The sequence below is a fragment of the Sphingobacterium sp. Ag1 genome, from assembly GCF_000988325.1.
Lineage (GTDB): Bacteria > Bacteroidota > Bacteroidia > Sphingobacteriales > Sphingobacteriaceae > Sphingobacterium.
Window position 1 is genome coordinate 244560 of record NZ_LBGU01000040.1, and the last position, 16553, is coordinate 261112.

Sequence of the window (16553 nt, forward strand, 5' to 3'; positions counted from 1 at the left end):
CTATATTTTGATTTTAATTATTTCCCATTTTTAACTCGTCGATCTGCTTTTGCAGTGAAATAACATGTAAGGTTAGTTCAATTGGAGCGTTTTTAGCATCGTCTCTTCAATCTTCTTTAATAAGATTTTATCCATTTCATTGAGCGAATATCCCTTTCGTTTCACAAATTCAGCTTTGGGAAAATCAGACAGATGAGTTCTTGTACAAACCTTTTTGCTTAGTATACATCAGCCTCCGAAAATGTTATCATCGCTTTTATCAACTATTGATTTTATCTTGAATCAGCGCGTTACTGGCATTCTAAGAACAAAATGTTCTTAAGTACACATCTACCACAACACTCTATTTAATAGAGTGAACTAATAATATTCAGGATCCAAAGTAGAAGGAGTACTTTTCTTTAACTTTTCTTCAATCAATGAAAGATCATATATCCGCTCCAATCCTAATCCCGGAGATGAAAAGTAATAGAACCCGGGCACATAGATGTTTTCAAGGTACTTTTTTTGCTCCTGTCCATTTTGTGCAACGACCTTTAAGGTATCATGATCTATCTTATAGATACCATAAGGTTTAGCCTTGGCAAGTTTGTCAAAAGATTTCAGATCTGGACAACTCTTCAAGATACTATCTCCGGTAAAAAAAACACTATCCAGCATTCGTCTATTTCCTTTACCCGTCTCATACCATCCCTCTACAGTACCTGGAGACCCGATACTTCTGTCATAGATATACAACTTATTATCTTTGACAATATAGTTGCCGATCTGTGTATCCTTCAAAACATAATATATAGAGTCAGTTCCGTTATAATATTTTAATGCCAATAGTATATTATACTCCTGCAAAAAGATCCCATTGTCAATTACAGACGTGAGTATAATAGAACTATCGCTATTGGCCCATTTTACTCCCTTTGTGCTTTCATAATCAACAAGATCAGTCGCCGTAACTCTATGAAAAGAGTCTCGACTACATCCAATTATTAAATTCAAGAAACCAATAAACAACAGTTTCCAGATTACCTGCCTATAGATCGATTTAGCCATTTTTTTTCATTATAATATGTTGGAATCGTATAAATCTGTGAAGGCCTCCCAGGATAGTTATAATAACCTCGATTTATTGCTCTATTGTGTTCTGGTTCATTTCCTTCAAATCTCAAATGAAAGCCCATATGAAAAAGCTCTTTGGCAATTGACGGTGCCGGGAGAGGCAAGCCTGCTTTTTTTAAGCTTGCTCCCCAAACATAGTTTAATGCTTCATGATTATTATAATAAATACCATTAATGTTGTATAAAACTCCAGGTTTAAATTCTTTCATAAAGTCAAGATGTCCCCCACCTCTACTTTCTAAAGCCATAGAGAGTGCATTGCCTTTTACATTTTTAAATGCAGCATTTAAAATACCATCCAATTTTGCAGTGAAGTTTTCTAATTTTCCATCAAACCCTGCAATCTCATGTGCTCTCCCAATTTCTCTTTCATCTCCGATTACAGTTACTTTACTATTTACCTGAATATACCTCTCCCTTTTATACGAATAGTTTCCATCATTATGTTGCATAAAATGACGATCTTGAGCATCATTCGGAATACGATCAATTTCTTCGCCCTTTTGGTTATATAAAATATCGTCATCCAATCCACCATCTTTATCAACTCTTCCAACCGGATTGTTTCCCATCCCAATATACGGTGAATGATATTGCCCCTTTGGATCAGTTGTCAACCACCTACCAATGGCCGCATCATAGTTCCTCAGTTCAAAGTTATTCCAACCCGTCTCTTTATCTTTCTCCGCATACAACCCCTGGTAACCGTATCTGTTTTCAACGCCACCTGAACGTAACTCCATTCCGAATGGATAGTAATCTGCATAATATACGATATCAGCACCGCCACTTGCTGTCTTATTCCGGTTGATCACAACACGGGTGTTGCCAACATGGTCTGTGATCGTGTACTGATAGTTGCTACCAAGTCTATAAAACGTTCCTAATCTGTCAGATCCATAAACAGGCTGTTCCTTTAATTGGATCGCACCAGCCCCCTGTTGTTCAAAGATCGCCGCCAATGAGCCGTTTCCATCTAAACTATACCATGTCACAGCGCCCGTACGATGATCTTTCTTCATCACACGATTGCCATCCTCGTCATAAACAAAACTAAGAATTATTGCCTGTTTAGCTGCATCACTGTATATTTTTGTGACCTTACCACTGACGTCATAATCCAAATACATTCCAGCATTCCCCTTGATCTGAGATGCCAATTGACCGACCGCATCGTAAGCATAAGTAGCGTATCCAGTTACTGAACTTAATTTATTAGTGTTTACCTGATAATTGTATGTATAGTTACCAATTTCGCCACTTAATCCATTCGTACGGACAAGGGTTTTGATATTGCCATGACCGTCATAGCTAAGACCGCGCTCCCTGTTGATCTCACCTCCGGAGACAAAGGATGATCCCGTAAAGTTTGGTGTCCCCCATCTGCTTTCGGTCAATTGCCCTATCGCGTCATAACTATATGAATTCATCACTGGTGCGATATCTGTAGAATTCGGCTTCTTCGAAAACCAGCTTATGCCATTGATCAGCCCACTATAGCTTGCGGCATTTCCCCCACTCTGAATACTTGGTATTCCGGCCTGTTTGTTGTTATAGTCACCCAGATAATATTCAAGGTTCATACCGAAAACGTCTGCTGCAAAACCATTTCCTCCATCCATACCAGGATCCTTTGAAGCATTGGCGTTATTGATACTTTTCAGCTTACCGTCGATGCTGTACACATAATCTATTCCCTGCAGCTTATCTCCCAGTTCAACGCGCTTTAGCGGACCATGGAGGTAATAACTGTATTTAGCATGTAGCACTTTACTTGTAGCAATGTCAGTGGTATTGGTGTACGTTGCTATGAGCCTTTTATTTTTGTCATACTCAAAATAGTGCACCATGGTCTCACCTGCTGTGCCCTTTTGATAGATGCTCTTGACCACATTCCCCAGCTCATCATAAGAATAATCCATCGTCTTGTAGCCAAGCCCTGCGACATACTTCACCACCCAGATAACCTTGCCATCACCATCATAGTTGTACCAGGTCTTGGTTAACAGAGTAGCCGGGCTTGGTGCTCCACTATACCTGGCTTTTGTCGAAATAGCTCCACCAGATAGAAAGTAACTATCCTGAACATAATTAGGCAAAGAAGGTACTACAGAAGCCGTATCATAGCTTATGGTCATTACATCGCTTTTGGTACCTGCCGGATATTTGCTACGATCATCTTCTGTGGCATCCAACATGGCTAAAGTGAGAGTCTCAAACTTTACAGTGCCCGAAGGCAGTAATTCGCCACTCTCGACACTACGCCCATAACGATCATAATTTGTATAACTGAACTTGTTTGCCAGCTTCTGCACAGCATTCTGCGAGTAACGCAGCTTACCATCGCTGCTGTATTTTCTCGCCGATTTACCTGCATCGGGATCCGTACTCTCAATCAATCGACCACGACCATCGTATTTAAACGTTTTGACGAAAGGGATGCTTGCCAGTGTGGAAAAGCTACTTACTCCACTTGTCCATAATTTCTTCACCCCTTCAGGAGGAATAGTTGCTTTTAACCGGCCCAAGTGGTCATACAAATTGAAACTTACATCTGAAAGACCAAATTGATACAATATCGGAGATGTACCACCACTAAACTGGTACAGTCCAGGTAATACCTGCCGTGTACCCGGGTCTATAGTTTCGGTCTCGTTGCGAAAATAGTCCTTCAATTTTCCTGAGGGAAAGGAAATAGTCTGGCTTTTCAGGACAGCAAAATACCCCGAGTTACCGCTATTTAAAGTCAAAGCCCCTTTTAGAGAAAGATCACTTCCCTCCCGTCCGCTCATGACGGTCCTTCCATCAATACTGATGGAAACCGCACTCCGACCATCCGCATCGAAACTGACCGTCATCATTTTCTGCGCATTTGACATCAGAGCAGTATCACCTAGCTCCTCCGCGCTCAGATAGGTTCTCCGGACTAGATTATAAAAGTCCAGTTCTCTGCTCACAGGAACATTAAATTGTTTTGTTTCATGCGAGCTTCCTAGCCTGAAATTTTGTCCTACACCTCCATTGATACTGTAAATATTTGTTCCATTCTTTGCCCCAGCAGAAGTGCTATACGGCATATTGGTATAATCCTGTAGGCGCTCCCAGGGGTTTTTACTACTGTAATACTGACCCAGTGAACCCATCAATCCTGCGGTAACCGTGTCAACGGGGTCGGGCTGGAACCGCTTGTCACTAATAGTATTCTGGTTTATATATAAGCTATAATTACGATAGCCAAAAGCGGTATTACCAGGTCCTCTCACAAAATCTGCCTTATAAGCAAACGCAGAATTGTTGATGGGAGCAGACAATGTTGTACCCACCTGCTTCCCGCCGACATCATAAAGAGGTTGCGTAGCCAGTACATGGGAAGCCTCCATATTTTTAGTCTGTGTCTGTAAAAGCTTACCATTGTCGTCAAAAAATGACTTGCTTTCCCCAATCACAGCTCCACCCGCATCGTACGAACGGGACAGCGTCCAGTTCATATTCGTATTCTCATTGGGATTATTGGGTGCAGCAGGACCACTAATACTATTATCGATACGGAGAATTATGTTGGAGCCGCTTTTAAAATGGACTCCGGGTTTGAGGGTAATACTTACGCCACTGACCGCGCTATACGTTTGCCCCGATTCAACAATCAGGGAACTACCACCGTTCGCTGGAAGAACGATCGCATTCAGGCTACTTGTCTGTGCATTAGCAACCTGAAGGTGCAAAAGTATCATAACAGCGCACAAAAACGCTTTTATATGACTATAGTGATCTTTCATAAAAACTGGTTTTTAAATGGAAACAAAAAATAAACATGCCGCTGATCATTTTCCCGAATTTTTTATTAAAAAGATTTCATCCTTACCTATATTCTCTGTGAAGGTGACGGTATTCCCCACTTTGTCCGTGGCATAATAGGAAACCTGAAATTGTTTATCAGCATTGACCTGATCCCGGTGCACAAAATTAAACGTGTATGTACCTGGATTTAACATTGTCGAAGTCTGCCCGGGCGGAATTTCAATCGACGGACTCATCGGTCCAGAAATATTAACATACAATACCATTGTTGTATAATTATGGAAAGTTACATTAACAGAAAGTCCAGCGCAGTCACCATTTGCATTAGCATAATTCTGTCCGTTACGGGAGATATCCGCAAGTGCTTTATTATTCGCATCTTCCTTACTGATCTTCGAGGAATACGTACCTGATGAAACAGAATAATTCACATAAGGCCCCGGAACATTACTAGGGCAATTATTCTTTCTAAATGTATCCTCTTGATAATCGTTATAATAGACAGTTTTGGCGCTACCGTAATTCATCTGATATTCATTTGTTTTATATGGCGTGCGACCAAACTGTTCCTTATATGTTCTTACGAGTTTTCCCATTGCATCGTACTCAAACCGAGTAAAGAGATTCAGATGATCCAAGATATAAATTAACTCCCCAGAAAAACTATCATACACATATGCCGATGCACTCACATTCTTTGGATGGAATCGAAAATCGTCAATAAAACTCGCTGCCGTTCCATCATTCTTCACATAGACTTTGAGTTGTGTGCCTGTCGTAATAGGAATCTCAAGATTGACAAGGCTCCAATCCCCTGACTTTTTAGTGCTTTGGGCAGAATTGAGAGCAGCTGATTTGGTAGTTCCATCAATATCATAATACAAGTTTACATTACCATTGGCACTATTTTTAACCCACACACTTGCCTGATAAATTCGACCTGCTGTAAGTCCAGAAATTGGCACAGTATACTCGAATCCATTTGCATTGGCCGGAACAGAAAGGCTTTTACTTCCAGTATGGAATGCACTACTAGAAACGGTACCTGCGCCTTTAAAAACCTCACCTGGTACAGCAGCCCCAATAGATAACTCATCTTCAGCACCACTAAATGCAATCTCTTTATATTTACTGAAATTTGCTCCTGCGACAATCTTACTGTTCTTATAACCATATCTATTGGCTGAATAGTTATTGTTACGATCGTAATCTTCCAATGCTTTTGAGAAGACGTTATATAAACTGACAGTATTAATCGCTTTCCAATTGCTATTTAACTGGTCAACAGGTAAAATTCCTGAATTTGCATACTGATCAGGTATTTCCAATACATCTTCACGCTGCTTGCGCCAGATATTACCATATGTTGCTGAATTTTGTTTAATTACACTTCCTTCAGGTGTAAGCACATCGACAATTTTGCTCCATATAGAACGATTTCCACTAATTACACCCGTTTTATTATTATTTGCATCCACCTTATAATTAACCTGACTGGATACTTGGGTTAACATATTTTTATAGTTACTATTTGTAAGCTTACTGCCCATTTCCGCATAATCCTTATAGGCGTACTTTGTCTCCGTCATAAAGCGATTCCCGTAGGAATCTCTAGTCAATACTTGGGTAAGTTGTCCATTCAGGAAATCAAAACCAATATTTTGCTTTGTTTCGGATGAGCCATTAATATAATCAGTAGTTGTTGATGAAAGCAAAATTGAAGGAAATTGCTCTCGAGCAGCCATTACAATATAAGTCTTGTTTCGTTCATCCTTTTTGTAAAAGAACCTAGCCTCCGCAAACCTTTCAACAACAAGTCCCTGATTAGAAAAATTACTCATCTGATTTCTATAACTATCATAATCACCAAGAACTCCCTTATCCAAGATATAGGTATTGTTTATTTCCTTAACCAATTTTCTGTCTGAATCGTAATAATATATTGCCCGCAAATCGCCTACATTTGTAGTGAAATCCCGCATTGAAAGATTGATCGCATAGGGCTTATATTTATGAGTAGAAGTCGCAAAATCACGTTCCTGTAGCATCTGCCGTTTAATCATGGAGCGATCAAACTTTCTATAGAAGTTTTCAGTATAACCTTCTTTCTGCGTATCGCCATTTGGCTGAATGACGGAATTTTTAATTGTCACAGCAAAGTACATCACACCCGGTCCCGGAATTTCACGAGCATATTTCAAAACTTCATCTAGGTCATTGTTGAGTTCCAATTTATAGGGTTGTTTTATAAAGTCCAATACAGGATATATATATTTACCCACTTCTATCCCATATGGGACATAAGAAGTTACACCTGTTGAGGTATTTGGGTCATATCCATCGACATTATAAACATAGTCCGTCTTATAAATAACACCACTAGACAGCTTGTTTTTAATATTTTTAATTCGGGGCCCTCCACCATAGGTCTTATTAAAAACTTTAGATACTCGGATATTACCCGCGGTAATTTCATTTATTGCTCTGTCGAACTTAATCTTTAAACGTCCATCGCTAGTCCAGCCATTATATCTCGCCAAGTTATTATTCCCGTCTGACTGCTTAATATAGGCCCCCGTAAATGAGCCTAAGATAAAGACGGCATTAATTCCTTCTCCTAGGAAATAATAGCGATCAAATTCTTCCTGGTCAATAGGCACTTTTAAAGCAAATAGGTCAGCGCCTAGCTTTTCATAAGATGATATTGGAAAACTTAGGTTTCTATTATAAGCAATCTCACTATAATCATTACTTTCATAGTCAAGTTCAATATTAGCTCCTGTCGGCGAACTGATTTTTCTCAGATTCCAGGCATCTGTACCGACTGCCGATGTCGCGGTGACACGTCTACCGAAGTCCTCATTTAGAGACAATACCTCTTTGTTCAGATCGCCTTTGTAAAAACCCCAGATATCATGACAGTCTTTGCAATAATCCGGGTTTTTGGTAATTCTAAAATCTACATCATTGCGATTATCTCCCAAATCTGCTCCGTTCGCCAACGTAAAGGTTTTGGTTGACTGATCAATTTTAACAATCATTCCTACATACTGTCCAGATTTCTCAACCATAGTTCCCAATTGTAAACTTGGATTTGTAGAGGTAAACTGGTTCTTACCAACAATATTTCCTTTAAAAGTTGCTACCTCTTGCTCATAAGAAAAGCGCGTGACCGGAAGTAAGTCGGCACCACCTTTCCCCCTCAGATGGATACCATTTAAAGTCAATTTACCGAGTTTAGTGTCGGGCTTCTCTATTCGAAAACTATTTGGTGTATTTTTCACCAAGCTATAATCGTATCCAAAATCTATGACACGGATAGACTTACTTTCAAGAAGTGCTTGTCCGAACTTAGCAACATCGTATGTATCAATAATATTATTGTAAAAGCCGTTATATTTGTAATCAACAGGTCCTGAACTATCCTCTTTGAAGGTTGAAATATCTGCATTATTTAAAAGGTAGATTTTATTTAGTTTTAAGCTTTGCGCAGAATTCGAATCGAAGCCGCCTTCATTGTTATAGTCTCTTTTGTTCCAGACACTACTTGTTGTACCCTTTCCGTCAAACCGAACTTCCTTTTCAAAAAATGCTGTATGTGTACGTGACCGAATCTTATTGAGATAAAATAATTGTTTTTTCCCCATACTAAACAATTCGTATTTTTGATCAATATCGTGATCTTTACCTTCTGCGGGGGTACGCCAGATATAATCATCTGTCCACTTCCCATAGTCCATTGCGACCCAATAGCCCCAGTCGGCATCATCAACCAGTCCATTTCCGTTTCGATCGACATAGTCTGCTCCGGTTACAGCTGTTAACAACCAAGTATACGCATAGGGTTCATCTCTACTTGTCGATGTGTATTTAAAACCTTCACTGGTTGAACTCGTATAATTATACGAATATTCGCCATAAGTATATACGGGAAGTGCATAATGATAAGTCATACCAGACTCATTGGTCACCATGAAACCACCGATCTGACTACCGGCTCTAGTTGCTGTCACCCCGCCGATTGTACTGTTATTGGTCAATCGGGTGAAGCCTTTTGCTGAAGTACCCACATCAATAAAACCCTTTGCTTTGGCAGTTGTTCCATTGATAATTTCGTCATTTGTAAAGTACTTAATATGTTTTGAACCTGCCAATTCATTCCCGATCCTATTATCGGGATTCCCCGCCATGTCAAAAGGGAATGTCTGAACAGAGGGCTGTGCTCCATCCTGCTCTACAATATCAGTTAGAGCTTGGTCGAAAGAATTTGAAAAATCATTTACAAACCTAAATCCAACTCCATTTTTAAACATTGCATTCGTTGACCCAGGCTTGGCCAGACTTTTATAGTCATACATATTCTGTGTACTCAAAGCGCGCTGATACAGGAAAGGTCGTATCTGTCCTCCGATGCCCTGCCCAGTAATTGAATAATTATCATACTCAGGAAATGTGCCTCCTACCAATTTTTCATCATCAGTACTCTCGACTATGTTTAAATTATCAGGAAGCAACCTATAATTATCATAGGTACGATTGTCCATATAGGTTTCCCCAGGATTTGAGGAAAATATTGGCGTATATAATGTGCCACTAGTGTTTACCTGTGCCGTCTCATCGATCCAATACCGTTGATTCCTAAATGAAACACCTACTGTAATAGGACCGATTGGTATTGTAAGTCCAAATCCAGAACTGGACGTACTAATCTTATTTGCATTATCGTTATACACCATTGCGCTGGCTCCCATGACCGAAAGACTAGTCTTATTTGATGACGTGGACATCGATCCAGACAATAAGCTCGTTGATGCATTATCACCTCCATTACTCTGCGTTACTGACATTCCAGAATTGAGCCCCACGCTATTAAAATTGGTCGATAGACCCAAACTAGAACTCACGCCTATACCATTTGCTACTTCAACTCCTGAAGAGACAGCCATGCCAGCATATCCACCTCCATATGGACCTATACCAACATCGACACTTGCTCTCAGTGCTCCCATCTTAAAGCCATATCCAATACTGGCACCTATCCCAAACCCACGATAAGTATCGGTTGCAAATACCAACCCAACATTCACCATACTGGCAAATCCTACTTCCAAACCATATTCTTTCCGATTTCCGCCCGACCAATAGTCGCGCCTCTTTAAAGAAACATCATTAAAATCATCTGGAAAACCTGCAACGTTTCGATTAATTGCTCCCGGGTTCAATGTCCATCCCAAACCAACCCACGAAGCTTCAACATCAGGGCGTATACCAGCATGATAGGATAAGGAGAGTGGGTATGCGCCCTCTGGGCCCGGAATTTCTAATAGCGGGAGATTATATGTAAAACTACCGGTCAACGGATTTACCATGTCTGTTGTATCTACAGGTTCAAAACTCGTTGCCTCCGGTGCTGTTGGACCTGCTGTAAGCGCCACGGCTGCCATAGGACTAACCAATTGGAGAAGGAATACAGCGCCCCATATTGCTGCAATCTTCCGCGTATGCCTATTTAATAGCTGAATAAATTTCATTTCGGTTAATATTATAATTGTACAATAGTAGGTGAATAATCAAATTTTGCAGGATCTATAGAGAATTCCAACTGCCCCAGATTCAATCCGAATTCCTTTACTATTAGTTTAAGTACTTTACAAGAGGAAAAATCTTCGTTAAAAACAGCGATAAGCTCATTATTTTTACCCATGTTATAAGTAGGTTGATAACTTACCATTCCTGCAGGAAATTCCTTACCAGAATCTGCTCGGAGAAAAATATATCGGTCCATACCAAAAGAAAAGAGCTGTACATAGGCACCATACTCTTCACGTGGAAGCTGTGCTAGCAACTCATGTCCTTTGAACGACAACTGTATGCTAAAATATTTTTGTTTACCCGGATTATTTGTTTTTTGAACAAGGGATGCAGGTATTAGTTGAATCTTGACTTCCATTCCATTGTTAAAAAGGGTGTCTTTCACAAAACCGTTTTTACTTTCAGAAATATATTGTAGCCCCTGATTAACTGTAGCGAACTGTTTCGGAGGATTTCCACAACTAAAAAAAGCTAAGGAAATAAATAAAATGAGTAAATTTCGCATGATGAGGTTTACTTACTGTTGATCTCTTTCAGAACATCGTCGGTAACATTGGTTCCGTCCGCTGCATAGGCGATGGTACCTGATGGGTTGGCAATAAAGATAAATTTGTATCCGTTGCGTTTACCATAATCTTTTAGGAATGCATTTAATTCGGCAGCAACTTTTGCCATTACCGCTGATTCTTCCGATTGCAGGCTTTCCTGTACACTACGTTGATAATCATTTAACTGTTTTTGTTTAAGCTGAATAATCTGTTTGGCATTATTATCCGATTGGCCATCGTACTTAATAATTGCCTCACGAACTTCGAAATTTAATGTATCAATTTTAAGTTTAAACTCTTTTCCTTTTGCTTCAAGTTTCTCACGCTCAACTTTTGCTCCCTTATACTCCTGAAATATACGAGTAGATTCCACATAAGCAATTTTTTCACCTTTGAAGAATAATAAATAAACACACAATCCCAATACAAGAATAAAACACGCCCATAGCGCTTGAATACTTTTCATAAAATGATATACTTAAATACTTTAAAAATAGGTTCAGTTAGATTGCGATATTTAAACAATCAAACATTAATTCAAAATAACAAAAAAAACATCAAAAGTAGATATTGAGACAAAAAAATTTACATAAAAAAAATATCTACATAATACTTTAAATTTCAATCATACAAAATAGGGGTATTACCATTGCTCAATAACTTAACTAAATTACCTCTAAAATAAATTGATTTAACATAAAAAACAATTAAAGTTACCCTCCCATATATATATTCATCTATAAAGACCAACTTTATTTTCAAAAAACAGCACGGAACTTTACATTTTATTTATTGCAAAATTTCGACTAATTTAAATTCAGAATACAGTTAAGCAAAAAGAAAAGCAAAACACATGAAAAACTTCGAAAGAAACGGAAACGAGTACAAAATGAAACCCCAATTAGGAACCTATGTTCCTTTGGTTGGTATATTTTCCATTATGACCCTAGTTGGGTTCATCAAAATGCCGGAATCCTCTTTCAAGTGGTGGATGCTGGGTATTGTTGTCATCCTAATGATTTCCCTGCTGAGAGCTTATTTTATCATTGATATGGACAGACGGGAAATGCGCGTACGCAAAGGGCTTTTTGGTAAAGAGGTAACCGTTCCGTTGGAAAACCTACAGGGATTTACGATCTACAAGCTCAAACAGTATGGCCTCATCACCGTCAGTGTATCGCTTCTCGCACGTTATCGAAATGAAGACGGTAAAGAAAAAAAAGTGCAGCTCGCACAGCGCTATTTTACAAAGCCAATACAACGAATCTGCAATGAGATCGACGAAATCATCGCAAATGATTGCAGCATCTGAACAACGGAAATAAAAAAGCCACATCTCCCGACGTGGCCTTCACTTAAATAAACATAAACATATGAACCGTCACCTAATCTAGCGGTTCCCACTAACTCTTATTTGATATTCACATTAAATGTAAACGTCGCCTGCACGGTTTTCGTTCCTTCGTACGTATACACCAGTGCCTGCTTGATGGTATATTTCTTTCCAGCTGCCAGAGCCCCTGGATACTGCCCGATAGAAAATGTTATCGTACTTGCGTTAAATTCCGAAAACAAGCCCGCACTAGCGCCCCAGTTGGTGACGGCCCCGGCAGGCGTAAACCAATGCCCGTAACCCGTGGCCGTATTGTTGGGATTTAAACTTCCATTTGGCTCCACGGCATAGAACTTAATTTTTCCACTGCTCATCAAACCCGCCAGGTCTGCCGAAGGTATGGCCAAGGCCTCCCCTAGCTGAGTCGCATTGACGCTTACTTGCGTACCCGAATACCCTGTAGCATCTGCTGGGAAACTTAAGTCATAATTCAATGCGATATCTTTCGGCTGACTGCTCACCTCATTGTATCCCGTAGCCGTTGTACCCTGAATTTTGATTTCGTAAGGCCATTGCTCATCGTTGCTGTCGTCATCATCCCAGGCATGTGGTTGGTAAACAGATGGGGCACCTGTGACCACAAACCAGAGGTTGCTGCAATTGGCCGGAACAGTAAACGCGACCGTATTCTCCGTGCCCTCCGTCCTGTCACCATATACCCGCGTGCCATCTTTCAATAATGCCACATAACCATAGCGCCATCCGGCACGGCTGGCATCCACCGGGTTGAATCCAGCAGCATTTGGCAGTCCCTTAAAAGCTACCGAAACCTGGGTTCCAGCAGCCGGAACTTCCAGCGGAATCACATTATAACCCGTAGTGCCCGGACAACGATCATAGGCAACGCGAAGACTACCGTTGGACTGCCGGGTAAATTTGGTCGTCAGCTTACCGATATAATTCTTCCCATACTCCCGGATGCTGTTCAGGTCCCAGGTCACAAAGCGGGTCGCCGCATCATAGATCTCATTGTTGAACTGCTTCACATCGATACCCGTTATACGCATATAAGCCTGCACCGGATCTTCGGGTTTTAAAGCTTCGCGCCAGATGCGGCCAATCATATCGATCCCATGTTTGCTGGTCCAATACCAATGGATGAAATAGCTGGCATAACGATATTTCTCGTGATGAATATGACGATGATAATTTTCGGTATAGACGGGAAAATCGGCTCCCGAAAATGCCTGTGCGGGATAGGTTTGGTAGGCCTGCCATTGCGCGGTCTGCTCCCAGAACCCATTGCCGCTGGTTCCGCCGTAGCCGTAACGAAATCCATGTCCGCCTTTCAGATCGGCAAATACCTGATATTGAAAACTGTGCCCGATCTCGTGCGCAATTACAGAACCCACCGGTTTACAGGTCGCCGGATTAATCCACAGTGCCCCGATTGTATCGTCGTAACCGCCGCCATACGCCATCCATTCTGTCGTATAATGCACAAAAATCATCATTTTGTATTTATCCAGATTGGATCGGTTCACTTTGCGTTCTGCAAACTTCAGCGTGCCGACGTTCAATGCGTAGAACTGTTCGGCCTTGGCCAAAAGATCATCAATATCGACCCGATATTCTTCAGGTACGGTGTTCGCATTGGGATCGTTCTTCCCATAGCTTGCCCCCCAGAACACAATAAAATGCTCCGACTGACGGCTCCGCGAATAGGACCATTTGCTCCCTTTATCGTTATAATCCATGCCTTCAAATTCCTTTGGCTTATAAATCTTTAAAGAATCTGTTCCCACAGTAACGGGTGGCGTGGTGATCTCTTCCTCGACAGGAAGCGCTACTTCTTTTTTGCTGCATCCCTGCGAAAGGAATACAAGTGCTGAAACCAGGGTCAGCAGGACTTTATGCGATACGATACTTTTCATCATTTGAGCGTTTAATAGGTAGAGATCAACTATGTGTAATGGTCAAAAAACGGAAGCGAACGGTATAGGTACCACTTCGGTAGAATTTGATGGTCGATACGGGGTTAAGATTACGTCCCAGCGTAGTCGCCGTACCAACAATACGGTAATAAGAAATGGGATCACCCGACCAAAATTCTGTACCTACATAAGTACCGTTCATGATGGGATACACCAGACCCGAAACATCTGGATAGCGATACACCAAGCCCGTATCGGTAACTTCCTCTGGATAATAAGGCGACCAATTTTTGAATGTCGGCCGGTCTCCACGTTTGATGACCTCGCCTTTTTTAGGATTGAAGGGCTTGCCGTTTTTATCTTCCCATTGATATACAATTTTGTTTTCTCCTTCCGCCTTATGCTCTACGACGATCTCATAGTCTGTATACGGTAGAAAATTGGATTCGGCCCCGTAGTCCGAACTCGTGCACGACTTAAATAAAATATCTTCCTTCTTAGCACCGATGACATTAAAGTCCAGTATATTCTTAAATTTTTTCTGTCCGGCGACATTGCTCACCTCCACATCGATCGTATACTGTCCCGGGGTCACAAATTGCGTCGCCTGTGTAAAACCCACGCGACCACCGGTCGCATTGAGCATCATCGGTGGATATTTAGCCTTGCCGATCTTGGCATTCAACAGATCCAAAGTAGTATCCCGCCAGGTGATCTCCGCCAGGTAGGTGGATATCTCATGTTCTTTTGAAAATTCTGTTGAGAGCTCGCCGGTTTCCTTATTCCGTACCGCAAGCAGATTTACGGTCAGCGGGGTTGTGCTTCCATTGGCAACAATGGCATCCGTGTACACCACTGCCCCCTGATTGACTTGCAGATTCTCCACATTATAGCGTATATTTTCACTTAAATAACCTATTTGATCACTCTTGCAGGAATCCAATAGCCCGAGGGATAAACCTGCTAAGCCGATTATAAAACTTCGTTTTTTCATCTGTTTTATTTTTTCATGTGTGACGAAACCATCCGGTTGATTCAGCACTGCCGCGGAATCCACCCAGCTAGTTTCATAATTTATTTGATCTTAATGTTGAATACAAAAACAGCATTCAAATCACCCTTTGTTTTCGACTTGTACACGAGGGATTGTCGTACCGTATAGGTACTACCCACCGTTGTTTGCCCTGGATATTGCAGAATATTGAAGGTCATTGTTGAGGTTGCCAGCTCAGATACAATGCGTGCATCGGCACCCCAGGAGCAGGTTTGCCCTTTGGCATCGAACCAGTGTCCCGGTGCATTTGCCGTACTGTTTGCATTTAAACCGCCATCGGGCTGCACGGCGTAGTAGGTGACGTCCTTGCCTACCAGCGCGGATATGGCTCCGCTCTCCACACCATAAAATCGTGCTAAGCGCGGAAGCAAAACGTCTACTGTGGTGCCAGTATAACCGGCTGCATCGTATTTAATACTCAGATCGTAGGTAAAGGTCAGCGTAGCACCAGTTTCCACAATTTTAGGCCCGGTGAGGATGCGCGGCACAAAATCGCCGATAAACGTATGTGTATTGGCCAATACATTCAGCGTTGTTCCTGAAGCTGTTTTAATACCGGTAGTCTGACAATATACCCGCATGTCGGCCTGATCATCTTCTTTGACCGTCACAATACCGTCGGGGCTGATCTGATCGGCCTCACCACGCACCTTCACGTAATACAGGTAATAAACGGGCTGTGAAGACCAGGCCGCTTTAGGCTGCTTTTGCTTATGATAGAAAAATCCACCCACATTGGCCGCATTGCTAATCGTCGTATACGCTGTGCTGGCCGTTTCCAGATCGTAAGGCGCCTCGTTATAGATGTATGCCCTCACAGAATCTACAGGGATTTCGTTGAGAAACTGGTCAAAAGAATACTGTGCATTTTCATCCACATACTTTACAGAGTCTGCCTTCTGTTTATAATAACGGTTGACCGAATAGTCCGAAGGCGCCCAAAAGGTTTTCGCCTTGTTGATTTCGTTTTTGAGTTTAAAATGGTCAATCACCAGCAGCAGGGTGTCAAACATCCCATTGGGATGAGCTGCCAGGTAGTCGTAAGTAGACAGATTGACTTCGGCTGTATGGAGGCCATCATCCGTCAGATAAGCCGCTTTCTTGCAACCTACTACTGCCAGTCCAAAAGCCAGCAGCAATGCAAATCGATATAAGGTTTTCATTTTTTTCAGGTTTAG

9 protein-coding genes are annotated in these 16553 nt (G+C 41.4%); 1 reads left to right on the plus strand and 8 read right to left on the minus strand.

Annotation, left to right across the window (positions count from 1 at the left end; translation table 11 throughout):
• Positions 1-360: 360 nt before the first annotated feature.
• The 5 genes from AAW12_RS14560 to AAW12_RS14580 are packed head-to-tail and all read right to left on the minus strand — an operon-like array spanning position 361 to position 11520.
• Positions 361-1050, minus strand: coding sequence for a hypothetical protein (locus tag AAW12_RS14560; protein ID WP_046674331.1), 690 nt, complete (start codon positions 1048-1050; stop codon positions 361-363).
• On the minus strand, positions 1023-4892 hold the full coding sequence (locus AAW12_RS14565) for an RHS repeat domain-containing protein (RefSeq protein WP_046674332.1): 3870 nt from the start codon (positions 4890-4892) through the stop codon (positions 1023-1025). The genes AAW12_RS14560 and AAW12_RS14565 overlap by 28 nt, the downstream gene beginning before the upstream one ends.
• Before the next feature lie 45 nt (positions 4893-4937).
• The gene (locus AAW12_RS14570; RefSeq protein WP_046674333.1) at positions 4938-10445 is read right to left on the minus strand and encodes a DUF5977 domain-containing protein; all 5508 of its coding nucleotides are present in this window, start codon (positions 10443-10445) and stop codon (positions 4938-4940) included.
• Positions 10446-10456: 11 nt separating this feature from the next.
• Positions 10457-11011, minus strand: coding sequence for a hypothetical protein (locus AAW12_RS14575; protein WP_046674334.1), 555 nt, complete (start codon positions 11009-11011; stop codon positions 10457-10459).
• Between the two features lie 8 nt (positions 11012-11019).
• Positions 11020-11520 (minus strand): OmpH family outer membrane protein, encoded by a 501-nt coding sequence (locus AAW12_RS14580; protein WP_046674335.1) that lies wholly within the window; start codon positions 11518-11520, stop codon positions 11020-11022.
• A gap of 387 nt (positions 11521-11907) precedes the next feature.
• Here AAW12_RS14580 and AAW12_RS14585 point away from each other — a divergent pair, with 387 nt between their 5' ends.
• Positions 11908-12366, plus strand: coding sequence for a hypothetical protein (locus AAW12_RS14585; RefSeq protein WP_046674336.1), 459 nt, complete (start codon positions 11908-11910; stop codon positions 12364-12366).
• Between the two features lie 98 nt (positions 12367-12464).
• Here the strand turns inward: AAW12_RS14585 and AAW12_RS14590 are convergent, their stop codons facing one another.
• The 3 genes from AAW12_RS14590 to AAW12_RS14600 form a co-directional block, all read right to left on the minus strand.
• Positions 12465-14324, minus strand: coding sequence for a DUF4859 domain-containing protein (locus tag AAW12_RS14590; protein WP_231585275.1), 1860 nt, complete (start codon positions 14322-14324; stop codon positions 12465-12467).
• Positions 14325-14346: 22 nt separating this feature from the next.
• Positions 14347-15315, minus strand: coding sequence for a hypothetical protein (locus AAW12_RS14595; protein WP_146752972.1), 969 nt, complete (start codon positions 15313-15315; stop codon positions 14347-14349).
• Positions 15316-15395: 80 nt separating this feature from the next.
• Positions 15396-16538, minus strand: a complete 1143-nt coding sequence (locus tag AAW12_RS14600; RefSeq protein WP_046674338.1) for a DUF4859 domain-containing protein — start codon at positions 16536-16538, stop codon at positions 15396-15398.
• Positions 16539-16553 lie beyond the last annotated feature (15 nt).